Annotated in this window: 14 protein-coding genes, 6 tRNA genes and 1 other RNA gene; 8 read left to right on the plus strand and 13 right to left on the minus strand. The window is 67.9% G+C overall.

The window, feature by feature from the left end; translation table 11 throughout:
- Window positions 1-57: 57 nt before the first annotated feature.
- Both A3A5_RS0103500 and A3A5_RS0103505 read right to left on the minus strand, forming a co-directional pair.
- Window positions 58-2406, minus strand: a complete 2349-nt coding sequence (locus A3A5_RS0103500; protein WP_018309265.1) for a DNA polymerase III subunit gamma/tau — start codon at window positions 2404-2406, stop codon at window positions 58-60.
- Window positions 2407-2526: 120 nt separating this feature from the next.
- Window positions 2527-5010: an adenosylcobalamin-dependent ribonucleoside-diphosphate reductase gene (locus A3A5_RS0103505; RefSeq protein WP_026200414.1), complete on the minus strand. Its 2484-nt coding sequence runs from the start codon at window positions 5008-5010 to the stop codon at window positions 2527-2529.
- A 167-nt stretch (window positions 5011-5177) separates the two neighbouring features.
- Here A3A5_RS0103505 and ffs point away from each other — a divergent pair.
- Window positions 5178-5276: signal recognition particle sRNA small type (ffs, locus tag A3A5_RS40510), an RNA gene on the plus strand.
- 164 nt (window positions 5277-5440) lie between these two features.
- On the opposite strand, the gene A3A5_RS0103510 is transcribed toward ffs, so the two are convergent.
- The 3 genes from A3A5_RS0103510 to A3A5_RS0103520 all read right to left on the minus strand — a co-directional run bounded on the left by A3A5_RS0103510 (window position 5441) and on the right by A3A5_RS0103520 (window position 12354).
- A complete protein-coding gene (locus A3A5_RS0103510) occupies window positions 5441-9079 on the minus strand; it encodes an exodeoxyribonuclease V subunit beta (RefSeq protein WP_018309267.1) in 3639 nt (1212 codons plus the stop codon).
- A complete protein-coding gene (locus tag A3A5_RS0103515; protein WP_018309268.1) occupies window positions 9076-11943 on the minus strand; it encodes a PD-(D/E)XK nuclease family protein in 2868 nt (955 codons plus the stop codon). Before A3A5_RS0103515 ends, A3A5_RS0103510 begins: the two co-directional genes overlap by 4 nt.
- 138 nt (window positions 11944-12081) lie before the next feature.
- Window positions 12082-12354, minus strand: coding sequence for a hypothetical protein (locus tag A3A5_RS0103520; RefSeq protein WP_013957248.1), 273 nt, complete (start codon window positions 12352-12354; stop codon window positions 12082-12084).
- 442 nt (window positions 12355-12796) lie between these two features.
- Between A3A5_RS0103520 and trxA the strand changes: the two genes are divergently transcribed.
- The 6 genes from trxA to A3A5_RS0103550 all read left to right on the plus strand — a co-directional run bounded on the left by trxA (window position 12797) and on the right by A3A5_RS0103550 (window position 19542).
- Entirely contained in the window at window positions 12797-13123 is a 327-nt protein-coding gene (gene trxA, locus A3A5_RS0103525; protein WP_010814265.1) for a thioredoxin TrxA, read from the plus strand.
- 180 nt (window positions 13124-13303) lie between these two features.
- Window positions 13304-14566 (plus strand): transcription termination factor Rho, encoded by a 1263-nt coding sequence (rho, locus tag A3A5_RS0103530; RefSeq protein WP_010814266.1) that lies wholly within the window; start codon window positions 13304-13306, stop codon window positions 14564-14566.
- A 164-nt stretch (window positions 14567-14730) separates the two neighbouring features.
- A complete protein-coding gene (locus tag A3A5_RS0103535) occupies window positions 14731-15582 on the plus strand; it encodes a M90 family metallopeptidase (protein WP_018309269.1) in 852 nt (283 codons plus the stop codon).
- A 201-nt stretch (window positions 15583-15783) separates the two neighbouring features.
- Window positions 15784-16044, plus strand: a complete 261-nt coding sequence (locus tag A3A5_RS0103540; protein ID WP_010814268.1) for a type B 50S ribosomal protein L31 — start codon at window positions 15784-15786, stop codon at window positions 16042-16044.
- 245 nt (window positions 16045-16289) lie between these two features.
- A complete protein-coding gene (locus tag A3A5_RS0103545) occupies window positions 16290-18077 on the plus strand; it encodes a glycosyltransferase family 39 protein (RefSeq protein WP_026200415.1) in 1788 nt (595 codons plus the stop codon).
- A 112-nt stretch (window positions 18078-18189) separates the two neighbouring features.
- On the plus strand, window positions 18190-19542 hold the full coding sequence (locus tag A3A5_RS0103550; RefSeq protein ID WP_018309271.1) for an MATE family efflux transporter: 1353 nt from the start codon (window positions 18190-18192) through the stop codon (window positions 19540-19542).
- An 87-nt stretch (window positions 19543-19629) separates the two neighbouring features.
- On the opposite strand, the gene A3A5_RS0103555 is transcribed toward A3A5_RS0103550, so the two are convergent.
- The 7 genes from A3A5_RS0103555 to gltX form a co-directional block, all read right to left on the minus strand.
- Window positions 19630-19706, minus strand: a tRNA-Asp gene (locus A3A5_RS0103555).
- A 68-nt stretch (window positions 19707-19774) separates the two neighbouring features.
- Window positions 19775-19850: transfer RNA gene (locus A3A5_RS0103560), tRNA-Glu, on the minus strand.
- Between the two features lie 105 nt (window positions 19851-19955).
- Window positions 19956-20031: transfer RNA gene (locus tag A3A5_RS0103565), tRNA-Ala, on the minus strand.
- A gap of 198 nt (window positions 20032-20229) precedes the next feature.
- Window positions 20230-20306, minus strand: a tRNA-Asp gene (locus A3A5_RS0103570).
- A gap of 69 nt (window positions 20307-20375) precedes the next feature.
- A tRNA-Glu gene (locus A3A5_RS0103575) sits at window positions 20376-20451 on the minus strand.
- Window positions 20452-20518: 67 nt separating this feature from the next.
- Window positions 20519-20594, minus strand: a tRNA-Ala gene (locus A3A5_RS0103580).
- Window positions 20595-20868: 274 nt separating this feature from the next.
- Window positions 20869-22269 carry a glutamate--tRNA ligase gene (gene gltX / locus A3A5_RS0103585; protein ID WP_026200416.1) on the minus strand — a complete coding sequence of 467 codons (1401 nt, stop codon included), beginning with the start codon at window positions 22267-22269 and terminating at the stop codon, window positions 20869-20871.
- 246 nt (window positions 22270-22515) lie between these two features.
- Here gltX and A3A5_RS0103590 point away from each other — a divergent pair, with 246 nt between their 5' ends.
- Window positions 22516-23436, plus strand: coding sequence for a patatin-like phospholipase family protein (locus A3A5_RS0103590; RefSeq protein ID WP_018309273.1), 921 nt, complete (start codon window positions 22516-22518; stop codon window positions 23434-23436).
- 74 nt (window positions 23437-23510) lie between these two features.
- On the opposite strand, the gene A3A5_RS0103595 is transcribed toward A3A5_RS0103590, so the two are convergent.
- On the minus strand, window positions 23511-24191 hold the full coding sequence (locus A3A5_RS0103595) for a C40 family peptidase (RefSeq protein ID WP_026200417.1): 681 nt from the start codon (window positions 24189-24191) through the stop codon (window positions 23511-23513).
- Window positions 24192-24225 lie beyond the last annotated feature (34 nt).

The raw sequence follows: 24225 nt of genomic DNA on the forward strand, positions 1-24225 counted from the left end.
TGGATTCGGTAAGAAATTCGGTGAAGTAACTTCGGTAAAGCAAACGCAGGCCGCGGATCAGGCAGCGCGCGGCTGGATCGAACCCGGCACGATCTGGCCGCCAAAGTCGCGCAGCAGCCCCTGTACAAAGGGATCGGCCTCGATTACGGCCTCGGCCTGGCGCTGGCGCTCGGCGCGCGCCTCGGCATCGGCGGCCGCCGCGGTGACCGAAACCCCGCCCACTTCGCAGACCACGCGCACCGGCTCGCCGAAGTGGTCGCACAGCGCCTGCTGCAGCCGCTCGGACACGCCGTTCTCGCCCAGGGCCGCGACCGGGATGCGCAGGTGGAAGGTGCGCCCGACCACCTGGGTCAGTTCGCTCTGGTAGGCCAGCTGCTGTGCCAGGCCCTTCAAGGGCAGGCCGGCGGCCAGCACCGGCCATTCGCCGGTAAAGGCCGGCGGGGTGCCATCCTCGCCCGCTGCTGGCGCGCGCGGGGCGACGAATCTGGCGGACTCTGCCGGCGCCATGGCTGGCGGCACGGGAGCGGCCTCGCGAGCCGGCTCGGCCTCGCGCGCGGGCGCCCGGCCGGGCCGGGCCGGGCCGTTGCGCGGCCCGGCGGCACGCGCTGCCGGTTCGCTGAAACCGTTGTCGCCGTAGCCAGGATCGCTGTCATAGGGGCCGATGACCGGCAGGTCAGGCGGCAGCTCTTCCCATGGCGGCACGTCGCTGCCACCCGCCAACTCCCAGGGCGGCACGGATTCCGGCTCCGCCTGGCGCGCCGCGGGCTGCGCGGCGGGTCGTGCCGGCGCTGCCGGCGACTGGACTGGCGGCCGCATCGGCGGCTGCATGGGCGCCTTCGCAACCGGTGCCGGCGGGCGGCTCACGGCTGCCGCGCCGGGCGCGCGCAAGGGTTGGGCCGGCGGGCGCTGCGCGGCAGCCGGTGCTGGCGGCATGGCCGGCGGCGGCGCCTTGCGGCCGCCACCTCGGGCAGCGGAACCCTGGCGGGCAGCGGCCAGCGCTGCGGCAGCAGGTGACATGGCCCCGTTGCCGGCGCCAGCGGCCGGGCGTGCCGGCGGAGCGTCAGGGGATGCAGGGACTGCGGCAGGTGCCGCCGCGGGTTCGGCCACGAGCGCGGGCTGTACCGCCCGTGCGGGCATCGCGGCAGGGACCGGTGCCGCCGCAGTACTGGCCTTGGCCTGCCCGGCGGCATTGGCCACAGCCGTCGCAGGGCGGGTATCAACGGGTTGCGCGGCTTCAGGCGCGGCGGGACCGCGCTGGCGCGCAGGCGCGGCACCACCGCCCTGCCCTTGCGTCGCGGCCGGTTCAGACGACGGCCGGAACGCCAGCATGCGCAGCAGTGTCATGGTGAAGCCGGCGTACTCGTCCGGCGCGAGCGCCAGCTCGCTGCGGCCGAGGTTGGCGATCTGGTAGAACAGCTGCACTTCCTGCGCGTCGAACACGCCGGCCAGGCGCCGCACCTCACCGGCTTCGGGCCATTCGTCCTGCACCGAGGCCGGCACGGCCTGCGCCAGCGCCACCTTGTGCAGCAGCGAGCCCAGGTCCTGCAGCGCGCCGGCAAACGACAGGCTGCGGTCGCCCATGGCATCGGCAATCGCCAGCATGGCGGCGCCGTCCTCGGCGGCCAGCGCATCGAGCAGCTGCACCAGGTAGCCCTGGTCGATCGCGCCCAGCATGCCGCGCACCGCGTCTTCCGACACCTGGCCCGCGCTGTAGGCGATGGCCTGGTCGGTCAGCGACAGCGCGTCGCGCATCGAGCCGTGCGCAGCCTGGGCCAGCAGCCGCAGCGCATTGCCGTCATGGGCAATGCCTTCCTGCGCCAGGATATGGTCCAGGTGCGAGACGATATGTCCCGGCGGCATCTGCTTGAGGTTGAACTGCAGGCAGCGCGACAGCACCGTGACCGGGATCTTCTGCGGGTCGGTGGTGGCGAGGATGAACTTGACGTGCCCGGGCGGCTCTTCCAGCGTCTTCAGCATGGCGTTGAAGGCGTGGTTGGTCAGCATGTGCACTTCGTCGATCATGTAGACCTTGAAGCGCCCGGAGGTCGGGGCGTAGACCGCCTTGTCCAGCAGCTGCGCCATCTCGTCGACGCCGCGGTTGGAGGCGGCGTCCATCTCGATGTAGTCGACGAAGCGGCCGCTGTCGATCTCCTGGCAGGCCTTGCACTGCCCGCACGGCTGGGCGGTGATGCCGCCGTTGCCGTCAGGGCCGATGCAGTTCAGGGCCTTGGCCAGGATCCGCGACAGCGTGGTCTTGCCGACCCCGCGCGTGCCGGTGAACAGGTAGGCATGGTGCAGCCGCTGCTGTTCCAGCGCGTGCGTGAGCGCGCGGACCACGTGCTCCTGGCCGACCAGCGTGGTGAAATCCCTGGGGCGCCATTTGCGCGCTAGAACTTGATAACTCATGGCGGCGATTGTAGCAAAAGGCGGCCCGCCTCCGGCCGCCGCCGCCCCGGCCTTGCGGTCTTTATCTGCCCCGCGCGGTGCGGGCCGGCCCTGGCGGCCGCAACCCGCCCGCGGCGGGACTCAGCCGCATTCGCCTACGTAGCCGCAATTGGCGCATTTGGCGCAGCCGTCGACCTTGTGCAGGGCGTGCGCGCCACACTCCGGGCACGGCTTGCCGGTGCCGACACCGGGGGTGCCGGGGGCTCGGGCCTGGCTGGCAAGATCCGCCCCGGCGTCCAGCGCCTGCCCCCCGCCCTCGCGCTGGGCCAGCCTGGCGGCCAGCGCCGCTACCGGCACCTGGCCGCCCTCGGCATCCAGGAAGCCGCGCTTGATCAGGATGCACTGCAACGCGTAGCTGAGAGCAGCCACTTCGGAGTCATGGAAGCGCGGCACCTCGGTGCCGTCCTGGCGCACCAGCGTGCCGTAGCGCACCGTGCCCTTGTCCCACACCACGTTGCGCATGTCCGCCAGCGCCTTGGCGACCGAGCCGCCCGAGCGCGCCACCATCGACAACAGCCGCATGGTGGAGGTGATCCACTGCTGGCCCTCGCTGCGCTGCCCCGCGGGCATGAAGAACTCCACCGGACGCTCGATCTCAACCGGCTTGCCATCGGCCACACCAGCGACGCGCATGAAGTTGACGGTCAGGTAGACGGTCTTGTGGCCTTCGTAGGTCAGATATTCCACCTTGGACGTCACCCCCTCCAGGTCGCCCACCGGCCGGCTGCCGAAGGGGCGCACCAGCGGATTGTCGTCGGCCACGGCAGCGGGCGCCGCCGCCGGCGCCTCTACTGACAGCACGGCCCCCAGCACCGAATTGGGGCGATAGGTCGCCAACCCCTTCAGGCCGGCCTTCCACGCCTCCAGGTACAGGTTGCGGAAGGCTTCGTACGGATAATCCTCTGGCACGTTGACGGTCTTGCTGATACTGGTGTCGATATACGGCTGCACCGCTTCCAGCATTCGCATATGGTCCAGCGCCGACATCTGCAGCGCGGTGACGAAGGCATCCGGCAACTGGGCCATGTCGGCCCCCATGTGACGGTAAAGCCGCCAGGCGTGGTCCGCCACCTCGAAGCTGCGGTAGCCGTTGTCCGGCATCCGCTTCTTGCGGTTGTAGGTCCACGAGAAGGCCGGCTCGATGCCGTTGGAGGCATTGTCGGCAAAGGCCAGGGTGATGGTGCCGGTGGGTGCGATCGACAGCAGGTGCGAATTGCGCAGCCCATGGCGCGCAATCGCCTCGCGCAAGCGTTCGGGCAGCCGGCCGGCAAACCCGCTTTGCAGGTAGGCCTTGGCATCGAACAAGGGGAAGGCACCTTTCTCCACCGCCAGTTCGGTCGACGCCAGGTAGGCATCGTCGCGCATGCGTTCCGAGATCCGCGCCGCCAGTTGCCGCGCCGGCTCGGTGTCATAGCGCAGGCCCAGCATCACCAGCGCGCTGCCCAGCCCCAGGAAGCCCAGCCCGACGCGGCGCTTGGCGTGGGCCTCGGCCTGCTGTTCGGGCAACGGCCAGAAGGTCACGTCGAGCACGTTGTCGAGCATGCGCGTGGCCACGCGCACCACCTCGGCAAAGGCATCGAAATCGAACGCGGCCTGCGGCGAGAACGGCTGGCGCACGAAGCGCGTCAGGTTGACCGAGCCCAGGCAGCAGCAGCCATAGGGCGGCAGCGGCTGCTCGGCACAGGGGTTGGTGGCCTCGATGCGCTCGCAGTAATAAAGGTTGTTGTCGGCGTTGATCTGCGACAGGAACAGGATGCCCGGCTCGGCATGGTCGTAGGTGGCCTGCATGACCTGGTCCCACAGGTTGCGCGCCGGCACGCGCCGGTACACCCACTGGCCGTCGTCGCGGCGATAGGCGCCCGCGGCGATCATGTCGGCGCCCGGCTCGGCCTCATGCACCAGTTCGACCTCGCCGTCGGCCTGCACGGCCTGCATGAAGGCGTCGGTCACGCCGATGGAGATATTGAAGTTGCTGAGGTCGCCCTTGTCCTTGGCGTGGATAAAGCTCTCGATATCCGGATGGTCGCAGCGCAGCACGCCCATCTGCGCGCCGCGGCGCGCGCCGGCGGATTCCACCGTGGCGCACGACGCGTCGAACACCTTCATGAACGACACCGGCCCCGAGGCGCGCGAATGCGTGGCCCGCACCAGCGCGCCGGCGGGGCGGATCGCCGAGAAGTCATAGCCCACGCCGCCGCCGCGGCGCATGGTTTCGGCGGCCTGCGCCACCGCCGTGTAGATGCTGGGGCGGCCCTCGCGCGGCTCCGACACCGAATCGCCCACCGGCTGCGCGAAGCAGTTGATCAGCGTGGCCTGGATGCCGGTGCCCGCCGCCGAATTGATGCGCCCGGCCGGCACGAAGCCGTTCTCCTGCGCCCACAGGAAGCGCGCGCTCCAGGCCTCGCGCTGGTCCTCGGGTTCGGCCTGCGCCAGCGCACGCGCCACGCGTTGCCTGACATCGGCAATGCTGCGCTCTTCGCCCTTGGCGTATTTCTCGATCAGGACTTCGGTGGAGATTTCCTGCGGCGCCAGGGCGCCGCGAATGATCTGGTCGTTTGCGTTCATGTATTGGCTCACCACGGTCTGGGTCGGTGAATGGTCGGGCCGCCGCGGCCCGCGTTGCCTGCGCCAGATCAAGCCGACGCACTTGCCGCGGGCAATGACCCACCACTGCAAAGGGCATTCAACGCAATTTCTCCGCGGTATCGCGGTCTGGGGTACAATGCCGCTCGGACGGGCCTCCTCGCATGGTGGCGCGGTCAACCTGGTCAGGTCGGGAACGAAGCAGCCACAGCCGTTTTCCGCCAGTGCCGAGGGTCAGGCTCGTCCACCTCACACCCCCTCCTGCTGTACCCCTCCCGCCATATCCGCCCGCACGCACAAGTTGCTTGCAGCGCAGTCCCTGTCACTCTAGTACAGCCGGGCCGCGACCGCGCGCGCCGCACACCCCATTTTGCGCCGATTCTGGCACCCTGTCCGGGTGCCACGCCAGCCGTCAGAACAGCGAGCCCTGCTGTGGCATTGGCGGCATTGGCGGCACCGGCGGCGCCAGGCGCTCGGCGGGAATCCATTCGCCGTCGGCAGTGGCCACCCCGGCCTCGATACGCTTGCCCGGGAACATCGGTGCAATCGCGGCCGCATAGCGGCCCAGCTGCGCGCGGTAGGCGGCATGCTCCTGCGGCAAGAGCCGCAGCTTGTAGTCGACGATCACCACGCGCTCATCGAATTCCACCAGCCGGTCGATACGCAGCAGCCTGCCGCGCGCGTCATAGAGTTCGACTTCATTGCGCGCGCTGCGGGCATCACCTGCCCCCAGCAACGGCGCCAGCGCCGGCGCGCGCAGCATCGCAGCTACCGCCTCCAGCGCCTCTGCCACCTGTTGCCGCCACGCCTGCCGTGCCGGCTCGGTGTGCGCGCCCGTCAGCGGGAACCAGCGCAAGACAGCGTCGATCCCCGGCACGCCGGCAAAGGCTTCGGGATAGCGCGTCAGGCGTTCCAGCAAGGCATGCACCAGCTCGCCGTGGCGGGCGGCCGCGGCGTTGAAGACGATGCCGTCGGACGGGTCTTCAGCTTCCGCCTCTCCCTCATCTTCTTCAAACGCGATCCCCTGCCGCACATCCGCTGCATCGCGATAGCGCAGCCGGAAGTCGGTAAAGCGCACCGGCTCGCTCAGGCGCGCGAGCATCGGGGCCTGGCCCTGCGCATCGGCCGCATCGACCAGTGCGCCCGGATAGGCCGGCACCATCTCGCCGACGCCCGCGGCCTGCAGCCGCACATACCAGCTGCCGGCGATCTCGGCATTGCCCTCGCCCGAACCGCTGCGGCTGGCACGGCCCTTGACCCCGCTGACCAGCAGACCCTGCTGCGCGCGCGTCATGGCCACGTACAGCAGGTTCCAGTTCTCGCGCTCGCCCAGCGCCGCCTCCGCCTCGAACAACGGCGCACGCGCCAGCCCGCGTTCGCTGCGCTTGCCGTAGGCCGAGAAATGCCGGGGCACCGGCGACGACGGCGGCCAGTCGACCAGGATGCCGCCCCGGTCCGCGGCCGGCTCACTGTGGTTGGCATCGAGCAGCACCACGAACGGCGCCTCCAGGCCCTTGGCCGCATGCACGGTCAGGATATGGACCGCGTCGAGGCCGGCAAACGCCGGATCGTCCTCGGCCGGCTCCACGTCTTCGGCGCTCTCGCCCATGCCGCCTTCGTCGGGGCTTTCGCCTTCGTCCCCGCGGCGGATTTCCTGCAGCTCGTCGATAAACTTCGGCAGGCTCGGATAGCGCCCGCCGTCGAGGTCCAGCGACAGCTTCAGGAAAGCATCGAGGTTGGCCAGCACCTGTTCGCGGATATCCGGCGGCGCGGCTTCGGCATAGCGGCGCCGCACTTCGCCGCCGTGGAAGATCTGGTCGATCAGGTCATGCACCGGCTGATGCGGCGCGGCGCGCAGCCACTGGCGCAACCGTTGCACGCCTTCGCGCAGCGCATCGGATACGTGCCCGGGCAGGCCGGCTGACTCGATGCGTGCCCACCAGCTGCCCTCGCCTTCGATCCGGGCCAGCGCCAGCAGGTCGTCGTCAGTCGCCCCCACCAGCGGGCTCTTCAGCACGTGCGCGAGATCCAGGTCCGATTCCGGCGTCATCAGGAACGCCAGCAACGCCGACAGGTCGAGCGCCTCGAGCGTGGCCAGCAGGCCGCCGCGGCGCGGGCTCAGGCACGGGATGCCGGCCTCGCGCAGCGCGCGCTCATAGTCAGCCAGATGGGTCTTGCGGCGCACCAGCAGATGCATGTCGCTCCAGCGCGCGGGGCGCTGCTCGCCGCCTTCATGGACCGGCACGGTGTCGCGCACCAGGCGCAGCCACGCGGCCACGCGCCGGCCTTCTTCCAGGCGCAGCGAATCGCCGGCCTGCCGGCGCGGCTGCAGCAGCGTGTCGCGATGGGCGCAGGCGGCTTGCGCCGGTTGGTCCTCAGCGGCACCATCCACGGCTTCATCGGCCTTGTCCTCGGGTTCCACCAGCGGCAGCAGCCAGACCGGTCCGTTGCCTCCGGCCAGTGCCGTGGTCTGGGTCGCGTACAGCGGATAGCGGCCCTCGGCGCGCGCGCTGTCGAACACCGCGTTGACCCAGTCCAGCACTTCGGCACGGTTGCGCCGGGTGCGGTTGGTACGCAGCACGGTGGCGCCGAACGCCTCGCGCAGCATCTCGCCGGCCGCGCCGAACAGCCGTGCATCGGCGCGCCGGAAACGGTAGATCGACTGTTTGGGATCGCCCACCAGGAATACCGTCGGGCGCTCGCCCAGGCCCGCATAGCCGGCCAGCCAGCCCTGCAGGATGCGCCACTGCAGCGGGTTGGTGTCCTGGAACTCGTCAAGCAGTAGATGGCGGTAACGCGCGTCGAGCCGCACCTGCAGGTAGGTGGCGGTCTCTTCGTCCGACATCAGGCGCGCGGCCTGCCATTCCAGGTCGGCGAAGTCCATCGCGCGCTGCTCGTCCTTGTGCCGCTGGTAGCGCGTCAGCAAGGCATCGCCGATGCAGAACAGCGCGCGGTTGATCGCCAGCACCGCGGCTTCGCAACAACGCGCGCTGATGTCGTCAAGCATGGCGCAGATCGATGCATGCTCGCCCAGCAACGCATCGACCATGCCTTCGCCGCCGGCGGCCTTGACCAGCGCCGCGGTGCGCCGCAGCGAACGCGGGCCGCCGGTGGTGGTGAAGAACGCGGCGCGCAACTGCGCGAACACCCGTTCGGCGGGCTTGCCGGGCGCCGCGCCCGCTTCGCGCCACGCGGTGATCGCCATCAGCGCATCGGTGATGCGGGCGGCGTGGGTCTGCTCGGTCTTGCCGGCCGCGCCCAGGCGCAGCGCCAGCGACTCGCAGGCATCGCGCCAGCCTTCGTCGGCGAGCGCCTGCAGCAGCACGTCACCCTGGGCGTCTTCGCCCAGGCAGGCGGACAGGGCCTGCAGCGGGTCGCCGCCCTCCTGCATCGCCGACCATTCGCTGCGGGCATGGAACATCGCGTCGAGCAGCGCACGTGCCTGGAAGTCGCCCACGGTATCCACCAGCGTTTCCCACGCGGCACGCAGCTCGGTGTATGGCTCCGTGGCCAGTGCGCGCCAGACCGGAGCCCACGCTTCGCGCTTCATGCGCAGCGCGTCTTCGCGCAGCGCCGCGCCCGGCACGATGCCCGAGGCCAGCGGTGCGCCGCGCAGCAGCGTGCCGAACCAGCCGTGGAAGGTATCGATGGCCATGCGCCCGGGCGCGGCCAGCACCTGCGCATGCAGACGCCGCGCACGCGGCAGCGCCTCGCGCGCGGCGTCGGGCGTCAGGCCACGCTGCACCAGCGCGGCGATCACGTCGTCGTCACTGTCACGCGACAGCTGTGCCAGCACCTCCAGCAGGCGGTCGCGCATTTCTTCGGCGGCCTTGCGCGTGAAGGTGATGGCCAGGATCTCGTGCGGCGCGGCGCCGGCCAGCAGCAGGCGCACCAGCCGCGCCACCAGCAGCCAGGTCTTGCCACTCCCGGCGCAGGCTTCCACCACGACCGAGCGTGCCGGATCGCAGGCGGCGCGCGTGAACTCGGCCTCGGAAACGGGCTGGCCGTCGCGCTGATAAGGCTGGACGTGGTGCAAATCGTGGGGCGTCATGATGTCAGCGCCGGCACGGCGGTGGATTCCCAGAAGCCCTTGCGGCACAGGCCGCGGGCGGTGCAATACAGGCAGGCGGAGGCATCGCCGAAGGCCGGCAGCCGGGCACCGTGGCGCAGGCGCATGACGTCGTCACGCATCTGCCGTTCCAGCCAGATGACGGCGGCTTCAAAATCGGGCAGGCCGACTTCGCGCTGCGCCGCAGGCGCGCCCTCGCGCGCGCCTTCTAGCGATACCCAACTGCCGGCTGCCGCATCGGCGCGCAGCAGGCCGTAGAACGGCAACTGGCAGTCTTCCTCGACCTCGGCCAGCTTGAGCTTGAGGCGGGTGGCGCTCTGCGTCTTGTAGTCGAGCACGGCATGCGCCCCGCCCGGGCCCTGGTCAAGCCGGTCGATGCGCCCGGTCAGGCGCAGCGGCTGGCCGTCGGGCATCGGCAGGTCGATACCCGCGTCGAGCTCGCCGCCGCGCCAGAACCAGCCCTCGGCCTCGCGCGCGGATTGCCAGGCGACGTACGACGGCATCACCTCGCGCCAGCGCCGGTAGTAGGCAATGGCATTACCGTCCTCGGCCATCAGCGCGCCGAACACGTCGTCGGAAATCTCGGCCAGGCGGGCCAGGCGCTGGTCTTCCGCCAGCGCCTGGCCGCGCTCGCGCCGCGCCTGCAGGTCCTTGTGGTAGCGCAGCAGCACGTGGTGCAGGTGTTCGCCGATCTCGCGTTTTTCCAGTTCGTCGCTGACTGTCTCCAGCCCGGCCAGGCCCAGCATGCGGCCGGCGAAGAACTGGTAGGGGCAGCGGCGCAGCATGTTGTAGGCCTGCGCGCTCCAGCGCACCGGCACCAGCGCGGGCTCTGCCGCCGGCGCCGGCATGCCCTGCGGATCGGCAAAGGTCTCGTGCGCCTGCGGTGCGGCGGCGGCTTCGATGCTGACGCCCGCGCGCGCGCAGCACGCCGCCAGCCGCTCGATCCAGCCCGACACATGATGCGGCTCGCCGCGGCTGCCGTAGCGTTGCCAGGTCAGCACCACGTCGTCGTTGTTCAGCAGCACTTCGGCCAGGTCGCGCGCCTGTTGCGCAAAGCGGGCCTCCCGGTCTTCCAGGTCCAGCTCGCGCCGCATCTGGTTGGAGAAGAACATCAGCTCGGCGGCGCTGGACGGCAGTTGCGCGTCATCGCAGCCGACAATCACCACGCCCTCGAAGCGGCGCATGCGCGCGCCGTTCAGCGGCAGGATGGTGATGCGCGCCGGGCCGCTGGCCGAGGGCTCCTTGTAGGCGACCGATTCCAGCAGCGCCGACAGCATCGCGCGGAACTCGCCCTGCGACAGCGTGGCATGGCCGCCGGTCTCGTCCAGCGGCAACTCCTGCAGCCGCGCCAGCGCATCAAGCAGCTGGCTGCCGGCATCGTCCGCGGCCAGCGCCACGCGCATGCCGATGCCGTCGAGCATGCCGTCGAGCCGTTCCAGCCAGGTCGCCAGCGGATGCTGCGCCAGGCCGCGCGGCCAGCGCGCGGCTTCGTCGGCGAGCACGGCGATGAGCGCGTGCGCGGCACGGCGCGGTGCTTCGGCGGCATCCTCACCTTCCGCGGCAGCTTGCTGCGCGGCGCCCGGTGCGCTACCGAACAGCTGGCGCAGGCGCGCCCAGCCGCCGGTGATGCCCTCGCGCCGCACCTGGCGCTCCAGCAACGCGATGGCCGCGCCGCGCCCGGCAACCTCCGGCAGGCAGAACGGGCTCTTGAGCAGGTCCAGCAGCGCGGCGGTGTCGCCGTCGCGCACCAGCAGGTCGAACCAGCGCATCAGCGCGGCGGCGGCGCGCGTGGTGGACAGCTTCCAGCCGGTCTCGTCGCGCACTGGTGCGCCGGCCCGCGCCAGCAAGGCGCGGGCGCGCCGCGCCACCACGCGGTCGTGCGCGACCAGCGCCACCTGGCGGCGGCCTTCATTGAGCCACTGCACCAGCTGCGCGGCTGCCGCGGCGGCTTCATCCTCAAAGCGCGCGCTGCCGATCACGCGGATCACCGGACGCTGCGGCGGCAGCGCAGGCATGGCCAGTGGGGGGGCGACGGCTTCGGCATCGTCGGCGATCCTTGCTTCCGGCCACAGTGCCAGCAGGGTCTGGTACCAGCCTGCATCGGTCTCGCCCTGCCCGGTCCAGTCATAGCCGACCTGCAGCACCGGCACCAGCTCGGCGGCATCGCGCAGGAATGCGGCTTCAAGCGGCGTTGGCGGGGTCGGGGCAATCCAGATCACCGGGCCGCGCAGCTGCTGCGACAGCTCGCGCAAGGCGCGGCGCCGCGCCGGCTGCGGATCGTCCGGCCCGGACAGCGCTTGCCAGAAAGCCAGCACGATGCGCGCCTCTTCGCCGAGGAAGCGCTCAGACAGATGCGAATAGGTCCGCTCCAGCGCGCCCTGCAGCAGGCCCGCGCGATCGTCGCCGTCGATCTCGTCGTCGTCGCGGATGGCCGCGTCTTCGAGCCAGCGCGCGTTGAGCTCGTCGCAGATCGACAGCAGCGTCTGCGACAGGCCCCATGCGGCGGTCTCGTTCTGGGCGCCGAACGCACGGCGCAGCCAGTCCTGCCCGCGCACCGCCTGCTGCACGGCCAGCAGGCGCGCGGCCGGGCTGCGCACCGGGGCGCCCTCGGGCGGCAGGTCTAGCAGCCAGTGTCCCAGCGTCAGCACGCGCGGCAGCAGCCGCGGGCGGCCCGCCGCGCGGGCGGCGGCGTCCAGTGCCTGGCGCACGCCCGGGATCTGCGCGGCGGTGGGAACGACCACGTGCGCGCCCGCCTCCGGCGCGCCGCAGCGGTCGAGGAAATACCAGGCAGCGGTGGCCGCCTGGTCGAGGAAATCAGGGCCAGGGCGGAAACGGAGCGACGTCATGGGCGCGTGGGGCGCAGCCCGGAATGGCTGCGCGAACTGCGTCGGTTGGCGAAAGCGTCAGGGTGCAACGGAAGCAATGCGGGCGCCACCGGCCTGAGCGGCTGGTGGCAAGTTTGATGCGGGACAGTCGGCGCCGGCTCAGTCCGAACCGCTTTCCAGCCGGGCGCGGATCTCGCGCGCGGTCTCGAGCAGGCCCTCATAGCCGGAGCGCGCATGCTCGGGCAGGTCCGGGTCGCCCACCAGGGTACCGAGGGTCTCGATGATGCTGTAGACCAGGCCGCGTGCGGCGCCGCTGGCAATGCTGTTGGTCTCCACGGCGCTGCTGATATGGTCCAGCGCATCGCTCAGGTGGTCCACGTCCGGCGCCTGGCCGGGCTCGGGCTGCGAAGGCTTGCGGGGATCGGTGTTCATGTCGATGACCTAGTCAGTGGCGCAGGATGCAAGATTGGCCCGCTGGCGCCGCCCGCGAACCACTTTCTATTCTACGCGCACGCCACGCGCAACCGGCACCGCGCGACGTGCACAAGTGCATTCTATGACACACCCTCCCGCACGCCGCAAGCGATTGCCCGAATCTCTCGGCGCCATAGAAAATAAGCATTTCAATGAATCCCCCGATTGCAGCAGAATCATTTGCGTGCCGGCGCTCTTTCGAGTGTTTGCCAGGCCGGTCTTGAAAATCGGCAAACTGGTAACATATCGGCAGCACCGGGCGCGGCAGCGGCCCCACAGCCTGTTTGCGAGCTGCGGAGGCCGCCCGACGGGTCCGCGCAATCTCGTGTAAGGTAACGGTTCGGCCCTCCGAAGTCTCCAGCCTTCAACATAAACAGAGCGAAACCAGAGGTTTTCCGCCATGAGCGAACAAATCAAGTATGTGAGCGACGCCTCCTTCGACGCTGACGTCCTCCAGTCCGACAAACCCGTCCTGCTCGATTTCTGGGCGGAATGGTGCGGCCCCTGCAAGATGATCGCGCCGATCCTGGACGAAGTCGCCAAGGACTACGGCGACAAGCTGCAGATCGCCAAGATCAATGTCGATGAGAACCAGCAGGTGCCGGCCAAGTTCGGCATCCGCGGCATCCCGACGCTGATCCTGTTCAAGAACGGCGCAGTCGCGGCCCAGAAGGTCGGCGCGCTGTCCAAGTCGCAACTGACCGCCTTCCTCGACGGCAACCTGTAAGCTGCGCGCCGGGACCTGACCCACGGTCCCGGTTTTGTCACGATCCGACGTGCGCGCGCCACATCCTGGCGCGCCGGTCGGATTGTGCTAAGATGCCACCAACAACTCCCCGAGCGTTCGCTCATTTCCTCCCCCTTCCCTTTAGGTCTCGCCCGTCCGGGCCATCTGTACCCCTCGTCTATGCACCTGACAGAACTCAAATCGCTTCACGTGTCTGCGCTTCTCGAAATGGCGGCTACGCTCGAGATCGACAACGCACAACGGATGCGCAAACAAGAACTGATGTTTGCGATCCTGAAGAAGCGCGCCAAGATGGGCGAAACCATCTTTGGAGACGGCACGCTGGAGGTGCTGCCCGACGGCTTCGGCTTCCTGCGCTCGCCCGAAACCTCGTATCTGGCCAGCACGGATGACATCTACATCAGCCCGTCCCAGATCCGCCGCTTCAACCTGCACACCGGCGATTCGATCGAGGGTGAAGTGCGTACGCCCAAGGACGGCGAACGCTACTTTGCACTGGTCAAGGTGGACAAGGTCAACGGGCAGCCGCCCGAAGCGGTCAAGAACCGCATCATGTTCGAGAACCTGACGCCGCTGCACCCGAACCGGCCGCTCACGCTCGAACGCGATATCAAGGCTGAAGAAAACATCACCGGCCGCATCATCGACATGATCGCGCCGATCGGCCGCGGCCAGCGTGCGCTGCTGGTGGCATCGCCCAAGTCCGGCAAGACCGTGATGCTGCAGCACATCGCCCACGCGATTGCCAACAACCATCCGGAAGCGGACCTGTTCGTGCTGCTGATCGACGAGCGCCCGGAAGAAGTGACCGAGATGATGCGCTCGGTGCGCGGCGAAGTGGTTGCGTCGACCTTCGACGAACCGGCCATCCGTCACGTCCAGGTTGCCGAAATGGTGATCGAGAAAGCCAAGCGCCTGGTCGAACTGAAGCGCGACGTGGTGATCCTGCTGGACTCCATCACCCGCCTGGCGCGTGCCTACAACACCGTGGTGCCGGCCTCGGGCAAGGTGCTGACCGGTGGTGTGGACGCCAACGCGCTGCAGCGCCCGAAGCGCTTCTTCGGTGCCGCGCGCAACCTGGAAGAAGGCGGTTCGCTGACCATCATCGCCACCGCGCTGATCGAAACCGGCAGCCGCATGGACGACGTGATCTATGAAGAGTTCAAGGGCACCGGCAATATGGAAGTGCACCTGGAACGCCGCCTGGCCGAGAAGCGCGTCTACCCGTCGATCAACCTGAACAAGTCGGGCACGCGCCGCGAAGAGCTGCTGATCAAGCCGGAAATCCTGCAGAAGATCTGGATCCTGCGCAAGTTCATCTCCGACATGGATGAAGTGCAGGCGATGGAATTCATTATGGACAAGATGAAGGCCACGAAGAACAACGCCGAGTTTTTCGATATGATGCGCAGAGGTGGCTGAGCCTGGTGACCTCCCCTAAATGGCTTGGCGACAAGCTGTTTGCGGGGCAGGCCACTTACTGCAGCATCGCCGCAAGGCGGACAGGAAGGCGTGCCATGGCACGCCTTTTTTTGTTGCCCGACCTTTTGTTGCCGGACCATTTCACAGCGCACGGCGCTACGCCCATGCTCGGCAAACTGACCTCATTCCTTCGCACCCGCTCGCGGGCCCGCAAGCTGGAGCACTACGCCATCCCCGACGCGCTGTGGACGCGCACGGTCGCCACGCTGCCGTTCGTGCAGCGCTACGGCAGCGAAGACCTGGCGGCGCTGCGCGAGCTGGCCACCCTGTTCATCGCCGAGAAGGAATACTCCACCGCGCACGACCTGCCGCTGGCCGACGACATGGTGGCGAGCGTTGCCGTGCAGGCCTGCGTGCCGATCCTGAAGCTGGGGCTGCCGTGGTACCGGGGCTGGCATGGCATCGTGCTCTACCCGGGCGAGTTCATCATCCGCCGGACCGTGCAGGACGAGATCGGCCTGGTGCACGGCGTGGTCGAGGAAGCCAGCGGCGAGGCCTGGGAGCACGGGCCGGTGATCCTGTCCTGGCCCGACGTGCACACCCCCGGGGCCGGCATCGACAGCGGCCACGAACTGCCGGCCGATACCTACAACGTGGTCATCCACGAGTTTGCCCACAAGCTGGACATGCTCGACGGCGAGCCCGACGGCGTGCCGCCCTTCTCGCGCGTGCTGCACCCGGACATCGACGCGGAAGCCTGGGCCGAGACCTTCCTGACCGAGTACGACCGCTTTGCCGAGGCCTGGGAGGCGCGCGACGAGGCCGACTGGGAGCACCCGGAGCGGCTGCCTCCGGCGCTACGCATCATCGACCCATACGGGACCGAGGCGCCGAGCGAGTTCTTTGCCGTGACGTCAGAGGCATTTTTTGTCGAACCGACCGGGCTTGCGCGGCATTGGCCGGTTGTATACCAGTCGCTGGCCGCCTTCTATCGCCAGGACCCGGCCTCAATGTGATGTTTTTGCCGCATTTTTACCCAACACTTTCTGTGCCGCGCGTGGCGCAGTCTCTTCCCCAAGTCTTTGTTTTTCTGCCATAATCCCGGTTTGCCCGTTACCGGCAAGTGGTTCGTTCGTCGCCGCGCTATGCACGCTCTCGCCCTTGGCAGAGAACAGCGGATTGCAACGGACTGGCTACCCAACCAGAAAGGACTCATCATGAAAGAAGGCATTCACCCGAATTACCGCGAAGTCGTGTTCCAGGACATGTCCAGCGACTTCAGCTTCATCACCCGCTCGACCATCCAGACCAAGGACAAGATCGTGAAGGACGGCAAGGAATACCCGCTGGCCAAGATCGAAGTCTCGTCGGAATCGCACCCGTTCTACACCGGCACCCAGAAGATCATGGACACGGCCGGCCGCGTGGAAAAATTCCGCCAGAAGTTCGGCAACAAGCTGGGCAAGGCTGCGAAGTAATCGCTTTCAGCGAACCCCGCTTCGCAAGGCCTGCGGACAGATGCTCCGGGGCCTGTGCGAAACAGCAAAGAGGCAGCATCGGCTGCCTCTTTGCTTTTGTGCCGGACCATGACCGGCACCGCTGCATTCATTGGATTTACCCCACACCCCGTGAGGCTTGCACGCCATGCCGCGGCCCGCGTGGCCGCCGCATGCGCGATACTGTGGCCTTCGCGCCATTGCGCCACGGCCCGACCTGAGCATCGATGCGTCAAGCCAATACATCACCCGTCCAGTTGACCGCTGCCGCGACCGGCGCCCTGCCGCGCGCGCTGTTGCTGGCGATCTGCATCATCTATGGCCTGGTCGGCCTGTTCGGCCGCGACCCGTGGAAGAACGAGGACGCAGCCGGCTTTGGCGTGATGTGGCAGCTGGCCACCGGCAACCTGCACGACTGGCTGATGCCGAATATCGTCGGCCGCCCGTACAACGAGGACGGCCCGCTGGTGTTCTGGATCGGCGCGCTGATGATTCGCGGCTTTGGCAGCTGGCTGGGCGCGGCCGACGCCGCGCGGCTGGCCACGGCGCTGTTCTTCTTCGCGACCTGCGCCTGCATCTGGTACACCACCTACCTGCTGGGCCGGCGCGACGAGGTCCAGCCATTTGCCTATGCCTTCGGCGGCCAGCCCAACGCGCGCGATTACGGCCGCACGCTGGCCGACGGCGCGCTGCTGATCTTCCTGGCCTGCGTGGGCCTGGCCATGCGCGGGCACGAGACCACGCCGCAGGTCGGCCAGGTCGCCTTTATCGCACTGGCCCTGTACGGCATGGTGCGCAGCCTCGACAAGCCGATCCAGGGCAGCCTGGTCTATGGGGCCGCGCTGGGCGGACTGGCGCTGGCCAGCGGGCCCATGCTGCCGCTGGCGCTGCTGGGCGGCAGCGCGGTCTGCGCGCTGGCGTGCAAGCCGCTGCCGTGGCGGCGCCTGGCCGCCATCGGCATTCCGCTGGCGCTGCTGATGGTGTCCGCGTGGCTGGCGGCCGCCTACTTCGGCGCAGCCGACCGCGACGAGGCGGTGGCCTTCATCCGCGAATGGTCGCGCTATGACCGCCGCAGCTACGGCTCGCCCAATATGGCGACCTTCGGCTTCAACATGCGCAACCTGTTCCTGTACACGTGGCCGGTCTGGCCGATCGCGGGCTGGGCCTGGATCGCCTGGGCCGGCATGCGCCGCGCCCCGCATGTGGCGGCGCCGCTGGCACTGCTGCTGCCGGTGCTGGTGCTGCTGTTCCTGCAACGCAGCGCCGGCGACGTACAGTTCATCCTGCTGCTGCCGCCGATGGCCGTGCTGGCCGCATTTGCGCTGCCCACGCTGGCGCGCGGCGTGATCAATGCGATCGACTGGTTCGCGCTGCTGTTCTTCACCATCTTCGGCGGCACGATCTGGTTCATGTGGGTCGCCAAGACCACCGGCTGGCCGCCGCGCATCGCACGCAATGTCTTCCGCCAGCTGCCCGGCTACCAGCATGAGTTCACCATCGCCGCGGTGGTGCTCGCGCTGGCGGCCACGGTCGCGTGGGTGCTGATCGTGCGCTGGCGGCTGTCGCGCGCGCCCAAGCAGATCTGGCGCCCGGTGGTGATTTCCGCCGCCGGCACCACCCTGATGTGGGTCATGGCAATGACGCTGTGGCTGCCCTCGATCAACTACGGCAAGACCTACCGCGACGTGGCCCAGGCCGCGGCGATGGCGCTGCCGCCTGCCTACCAGTGCGTTCAGCCGATCCGCATGGGCGATGCGCAGCTGGCGTCGTTTGCCTATTTCGGCCATATCCGCTTTGGCGGCCCCAACGACGGCTGCGACGTGCTGCTGCGCCATGACTCGGTCGACTATGGCGAGCCGGGCAATATCTCGCATTTCGCGTGGCGGCTGATCTGGGAAGGCCGCCGCCCCGCGGACCGCGACGAGCGCTTCCGCATGTATCGGCTGGTCGATACCGCACGCGCCGTCCATCCGCGCCCGGACCTGCCGCGGCGCCGCCTGCCGCGCCAGCCCTGAGCCCTTTCCGGCGTCACCACCACCGCAGCGCCTGTCGCGCCATCGAACCATTCCGGCCGCAGGCGGCTGCGGGGCTGGCCATCCAGCCCTGATCAAGCCCGCCAGGCCCCGAATGACCCTGTTCCAAGACCTTCGCCGTATCGCCAGCCTGGCCGGCCCAGTGCTGGCCGGCCAGCTTGCCGTTATCGCCTTTGGCGTCATCGATACCGTGATGGCCGGGCGCGCCTCGGCTACCGACCTGGCCGCCGTGGGCCTGGGCGGCTCGATCTACGTCACCATCTATATCAGTCTGATGGGCGTATTGCAGGCGCTGTCGCCCATCGCCGGGCAGCTCTATGGCGCCGGCCGCATCGAGGCGATCGGCGCCGAGGTCCGGCAGGCCGCATGGCTGGGCGCCGCGCTGGCGATTCCGGGCGTGCTGCTGCTGGCCTTCCCGGCCCCGCTGCTCGCTTTCGCGAAGGCGCCGCCCGAACTGGTCGAGAAAGCCACCGCCTACCTGCATTTCGGCGCCTTCGGGCTGCCAGCGGCGCTGGGTTTTCGCATCTACTCGGCGCTGAACAATGCGCTGTCGCGCCCGATCATGGTGACGGTGCTGCAGATCGGTGGGCTGGCGCTGAAGGTGCCGCTCAATGCCTGGTTCATCCATGGCGGCCTGGGCGTGCCGGCAATGGGCGGACCCGGCTGCGGCCTGGCCTCCACGCTGATCAGCTGGGCCTGGTGCATCGCCGGGCTGCTGATCCTGCGCTACGGCACCGCCTATCACCCGCTGCGGATCTTCAGTACGTGGAGCTGGCCGGCTGCCGCCCCGCTGCGCGCGCTGCTGCGGCTGGGCGTGCCGATGGGCCTGACCTACCTGATCGAGATCACCTCATTCACGCTGATGTCGATCTTCATCACGCGCCTGGGCACGGTGACGCTGGCCGGGCACCAGATCATCGCCAACCTGGGCGCGGTGGCCTACATGCTGCCGCTGTCGCTGGGGATTGCCACTTCGACGCTGGTGGCACAGCATCTCGGCGCGCGCGACCTGGCCGGCGCCAGCCGCCTTGCCTGGCGCGGGATCCGCATGGCGGTAACGCTGGCGGTGCTGACCGGCGCCCTGCTGTGGCTGCTGCGCAAGCCGGTGCTGCATGCCTACGCGAGCGATCCCGCGGTGGTCGCGGCAGCGCTGCCGCTGGTGCTGTTCGTGGCGTTCTACCAGGCCTTCGACGCGGTGCAGGTGATGACGGCGTTTATCCTGCGCGCGTACAAGATCGCACTGATTCCGACGCTGATCTACGCCGGCTCGCTGTGGGGCATCGGACTTGGCGGGGGTTATGTGCTGGGCTTCGGGCTGATTGAGGGCATGCCCGCCTTCACGCGCGGCGCCAGCGGCTTCTGGCTGGCCAACAGCATCAGCCTGGCGATTGCAGGCGTGCTGCTGGTGCGGTATTTCGGCCGGGTCAGCAAGGATCCGGAAAACTGAATCTGGCACTGGCCGCCCGCAAGGGCGGCGGCCCGCAACTTCAGTAGCCGGAAAAGAAAAACGCCCGCTTGCGCGGGCGTTTTAATTTGGCGGAGTGGACGGGACTCGAACCCGCGACCCCCGGCGTGACAGGCCGGTATTCTAACCGACTGAACTACCACTCCATAGTCGGCGCCGACTGGAGCCTTGGCTCCGGACGACTGGCTGGGCGTTTGATTACGCCCTGCTGTTTTGGCGTCCCCTAGGGGATTCGAACCCCTGTACTCACCGTGAAAGGGTGATGTCCTAGGCCTCTAGACGAAGGGGACAGAAACTTGTTTTACAACGCATTTTCTGTCTTGCGCTGGAAAGTCCGCCATCATAGCAGGCTTTTTCGCGCCTGGGAAGCTTCTTTTCAGACGCTTCCCAAATTCTGGTGGAGCTAAGCGGGATCGAACCGCTGACCTCTTGCATGCCATGCAAGCGCTCTCCCAGCTGAGCTATAGCCCCGTATCCGGTACGGCTGGACGGTTACTGCTGGAACCACCTTCGCTGCCTGCCGCTTACCGCAGCATTTGCAGCGAAGACAGGATTATATAGCGAATTTCGCAACGAATGCAACATTTTTTATTGCGTTTGCAGCGATTAACGACATAATCCCTCACCCAAAGAAAAACCCGCATGGCGCAAACCATGCGGGTTTAGTTTTGGCGGAGTGGACGGGACTCGAACCCGCGACCCCCGGCGTGACAGGCCGGTATTCTAACCGACTGAACTACCACTCCTTAGTCGGCTGCCGCTTCAAGCTGATGCTTGAGACGACATGCTGGACGTCTGATTACGCCCTGCTGTTATGGCGTCCCCTAGGGGATTCGAACCCCTGTACTCACCGTGAAAGGGTGATGTCCTAGGCCTCTAGACGAAGGGGACAGAAACTTGTCTTTCAACACGTTCCGTCTGGCGGCACCCGAAAACAACCTGGATGACACCTAAATCTTGGTGGAGCTAAGCGGGATCGAACCGCTGACCTCTTGCATGCCATGCAAGCGCTCTCCCAGCTGAGCTATAGCCCCATGGTACTGCCATTTACTGCAACTTGCTGCGTTTTCGCCTGATTTAACTGCCGTTTCAAGCGAAGCCAAGATTATATATCAACTACCAATCTTTGCAAGCTCCCGTTTCAGCTTTTTTCGCTTTCCCGTCACTTCAATATTCAGCTCGGAGATCGCGAAAATCCTTGCGGATCCGCCAGCCCGCTTGGTCAGGGACCGCGCTGCAGGGAGAAAAAGATTATGCGCAAATCCGGCCCGGAGCGCAAGCCCCCGGCGCGGACTTTTTCACGACTTTTTATGCAGCTGCCGCCAGGCGCCGCAGCACCGTGTCGCGGCCGAACAGTTCCAGCACCGCATCGATACCCGGCGTCTGCAGCTGGCCGGCCACCAGCAGGCGAACCGGCATGGCCAGCCGGGGCATCTTCAGGCCGAACTCGGCCAGCACCGCCTTGAAGGTGACGCTGATGGCTTCGCGCTTCCATTCCGGCAGCGCGGCCAGCTGGGTGGCCAGCGCTGCCAGCGCGGGCTGGATCTCCGGGGTCAGATGCTCGGCCTTGAGCGCGGCATCCGCCTGCGGCTCGCCGCGATAGAACAGCAGTGCCGCCTGCGCAACTTCCTTCAGCGTATTGGCGCGGTCCTTCACCAGCGCCACCACGCCAGCCAGGTCCGCCCCTTCCACCTTGCCGCCGAGCGCCTCGATGAACGGCTGCGTCAGCGTGGCCAGGCGCTGGTTGTCCCCGGCCTTGATGTAGTGGTTGTTCAGCCAGGCCAGCTTCTCGGGGTTGTACTGGGCCGGCGACTTGCCCAGGTGCTCCAGGTCGAACCATTCAACGAACTGCTCGCGCGAGAAGATCTCGGCATCGCCGTGGGCCCAGCCCAGGCGCGCCAGGTAGTTCAGCACGGCTTCGGGCAGGTAGCCTTCGTCGCGGTAGCCGGTCACGGCCATGGCACCATGGCGCTTGCTCATCTTCTCGCCCTGCTCGTTGAGCACGGTCGGCAGGTGGGCATAGACCGGCGGCGTGCCGCCCAGCGCGCGGATGATGTTGATCTGGCGCGGGGTGTTGTTGACATGGTCGTCGCCGCGGATCACGTGCGTGATCTTCATATCGAGGTCGTCCACCACCACGCAGAAGTTATAGGTGGGAGTGCCGTCCGGGCGCGCGATCACCAGGTCGTCGAGCTCGTCGTTGGAGATCTCGATGCGGCCCTTGACCGCGTCATCCCACACTACACTGCCGCCGATCGGGTTCTTGAAGCGGATCACCGGATCGACGCCCGCCGGCGGCTCGGGCAGGACCTTGCCCGGCTCGGGACGCCAGAAGCCGTTGTAGCGCGGCTTCTCGCCGCGCTCGCGCTGGGCTTCGCGCAGGGCGTCCAGCTCTTCGGTGCTCATGTAGCAGCGGTAGGCCAGGCCGGACTCGACCATCTGCGCGACCACCTCGCGGTAGCGGTCCATGCGCTGCATCTGGTAGAACGGGCCTTCGTCGATATCCATCTCGAGCCAAGCCATGCTTTCCAGGATCACGTCGACCGCTTCCTGCGACGAACGCTCGACGTCAGTGTCTTCGATGCGCAGGATGAAATCGCCCTGCATACGGCGGGCGAAGGCCCAGGGATAGAGCGCGGAGCGGATATTGCCGAGGTGAATGAAACCGGTCGGGCTCGGCGCAAAGCGGGTGCGGACGCGTTGGGTCATGGTCAGGGGCAGAAACAAGAAAGCCCGCGCGCAGCGGCGCGCAGGCTGGTGTATGTGCAGGCCTTGCATTATACCAACGCGCATCCCTCGCCCCGCCCGGCGTGCCGGCGCCGCGCGGAATCATTTATGCTTGCGCCGGTCTGAGGTGATGCCGGTGATTCAGGCAGTGCGACGCCAGCCCCATGGAGGAGCGCCCGCATCACATCCCTGTATCCGCCGGTCCCACCTGGTTACTGATCCCGCTTCATGCAACGACGTCATTTCCTCGGCATCTCCGCGGCCGCCCTGCTGGCGGGCTGCTCGCTCGGCCCGCGTCCCGCGCCGCCGGTCGCCACCACCCCGCCCGCGCCGCGGCCCGTCAAGATCGGCCTGGCGCTGGGCGGCGGCGCGGCGCGCGGCTTTGCCCATATCGGCGTGATCAAGGCGCTCGAAGCGCAAGGCATCCATGCCGACCTGGTCACCGGCACCAGCGCCGGTGCAGTCGTGGCGGCGCTTTACGCCAGCGGACTGAATGGCTTCCAGCTGAACAAGCTGGCGCTGACCATGGACGAGGCCGCCATCGCCGACTGGGCCCTGCCCTTTGGCACCCGCTTTGGCGGCTGGCTCAAGGGCGAGGCGCTGCAGAACTACATCAACCGGCTGGTGCAGAACCGGACGATCGAGGCCATGAAGCTGCCGCTGGGCATCGTCGCCACGGACCTCAAGAGCGGCGAGAAAGTCCTGTTCCGCCGCGGCAACACGGGCCAGGCCGTGCGCGCGTCGAGCAGCGTGCCCGGCGTGTTCCAGCCGGTGTCGATCCAGGGGCATGACTATGTCGACGGCGGCCTGGTCGAGCCGGTGCCGGTGGATTCCGCGCGCAGCATGGGCGCGGACTTCGTCATCGCGGTCAATATCTCGGCAGAACCGTCGGCGCAGAAGAACGCCGGCCAGAGCGGCGTGCTGCTGCAGACCACCGCGATCATGGGCCAGTCGATCAACAAGATGGCACTCGCGCGCGCCGACGTGGTGATCCGCCCCGAGCTGCCCGATATGGGCGGCAGCGACTTCAACGCCCGCAACCGGGCCATACTGGCCGGCGAACAGGCCACCATGGCGGTGATGGCAACGCTGCGGCAGCGACTGGAGCAGGCCCGCCTGGCACCGGCCGGAACGGTCGCAGCGCAATAGCCCTGGAGAGCACGCCTCGCCAACGCAAAAAGGACTGCCGCAGCAGTCCTTTTTGCTTGAAGCGTGCCGGAACCTCAGCCGCCGTACATCGATGCGCGGGCGACCTTGGGGTCGTAGCGCTTGAGCGTCTCGACCATGTCGCCGAGACCATCGGCACCGCCCTCCTTGCCATCCTCGATACGGCGGGCGCCGTTGTAGCGGGTCACCCAGTAAGCCGCACGCATGTCGTCGACACGGATCTTGCTGCCCGTGGACGGGGCATGCACGAACTTGTTGTCGCCGATATAGATGCCGACGTGCGAGAAGGTCTGGCGCATGGTGTTGAAGAACACCAGGTCGCCCGGACGCAGGTCGCTGGCCGCCACGGTGGCGCCGACGCGGCTGATTTCGACTGAGCGGCGCGGCAGCATGAAGCCGAAGGTGTCATTGAACACGTAGCGGACGAAGCCGCTGCAGTCCAGGCCGGATTCGGGGCTGTTGCCGCCAAAGCGGTAACGCACGCCAATCAGGCCCAGCGCATTCATGACCAGGTCGCCAGCCTTGCTGGCAACGTTGCTGGTGGAATTCACCACCGACGACAGCAAGCCGCGCTTGCCTTCCGCATGCGAGTCCGCGGCCTGGGCCGTGGCATCGATACGGGCGTCGGCATCCTTGAATACCGTATCCGCCAGCACTCCATTCGACACAGTCGCACCGCAGGCAATGGCAATTCCGACAGCGGCGCGCGCCAGGGAATGAAGTACCGATCGCTGCATTGGTTCTCCCGTTGATCGTTCCAAAGCAAGCCCC

The sequence above is a fragment of the Cupriavidus sp. UYPR2.512 genome (genome assembly GCF_000379565.1).
Classification (GTDB): domain Bacteria; phylum Pseudomonadota; class Gammaproteobacteria; order Burkholderiales; family Burkholderiaceae; genus Cupriavidus.

What these genes read in the sequence shown, in the direction of transcription:
- gltX (WP_026200416.1), bottom strand. Translation starts at nt 22,269, where the DNA reads ATGACCCAACGCGTCCGCACCCGCTTTGCGCCGAGCCCGACCGGTTTC.
- A3A5_RS0103550 (WP_018309271.1), top strand. Translation starts at nt 18,190, where the DNA reads ATGACCCTGTTCCAAGACCTTCGCCGTATCGCCAGCCTGGCCGGCCCA.
- A3A5_RS0103515 (WP_018309268.1), bottom strand. Translation starts at nt 11,943, where the DNA reads ATGACGTCGCTCCGTTTCCGCCCTGGCCCTGATTTCCTCGACCAGGCG.
- rho (WP_010814266.1), top strand. Translation starts at nt 13,304, where the DNA reads ATGCACCTGACAGAACTCAAATCGCTTCACGTGTCTGCGCTTCTCGAA.
- A3A5_RS0103540 (WP_010814268.1), top strand. Translation starts at nt 15,784, where the DNA reads ATGAAAGAAGGCATTCACCCGAATTACCGCGAAGTCGTGTTCCAGGAC.
- A3A5_RS0103500 (WP_018309265.1), bottom strand. Translation starts at nt 2,406, where the DNA reads ATGAGTTATCAAGTTCTAGCGCGCAAATGGCGCCCCAGGGATTTCACC.
- A3A5_RS0103520 (WP_013957248.1), bottom strand. Translation starts at nt 12,354, where the DNA reads ATGAACACCGATCCCCGCAAGCCTTCGCAGCCCGAGCCCGGCCAGGCG.
- A3A5_RS0103545 (WP_026200415.1), top strand. Translation starts at nt 16,290, where the DNA reads ATGCGTCAAGCCAATACATCACCCGTCCAGTTGACCGCTGCCGCGACC.
- A3A5_RS0103595 (WP_026200417.1), bottom strand. Translation starts at nt 24,191, where the DNA reads ATGCAGCGATCGGTACTTCATTCCCTGGCGCGCGCCGCTGTCGGAATT.
- A3A5_RS0103535 (WP_018309269.1), top strand. Translation starts at nt 14,731, where the DNA reads ATGCTCGGCAAACTGACCTCATTCCTTCGCACCCGCTCGCGGGCCCGC.
- A3A5_RS0103510 (WP_018309267.1), bottom strand. Translation starts at nt 9,079, where the DNA reads ATGACGCCCCACGATTTGCACCACGTCCAGCCTTATCAGCGCGACGGC.
- A3A5_RS0103505 (WP_026200414.1), bottom strand. Translation starts at nt 5,010, where the DNA reads ATGAACGCAAACGACCAGATCATTCGCGGCGCCCTGGCGCCGCAGGAA.
- A3A5_RS0103590 (WP_018309273.1), top strand. Translation starts at nt 22,516, where the DNA reads ATGCAACGACGTCATTTCCTCGGCATCTCCGCGGCCGCCCTGCTGGCG.
- trxA (WP_010814265.1), top strand. Translation starts at nt 12,797, where the DNA reads ATGAGCGAACAAATCAAGTATGTGAGCGACGCCTCCTTCGACGCTGAC.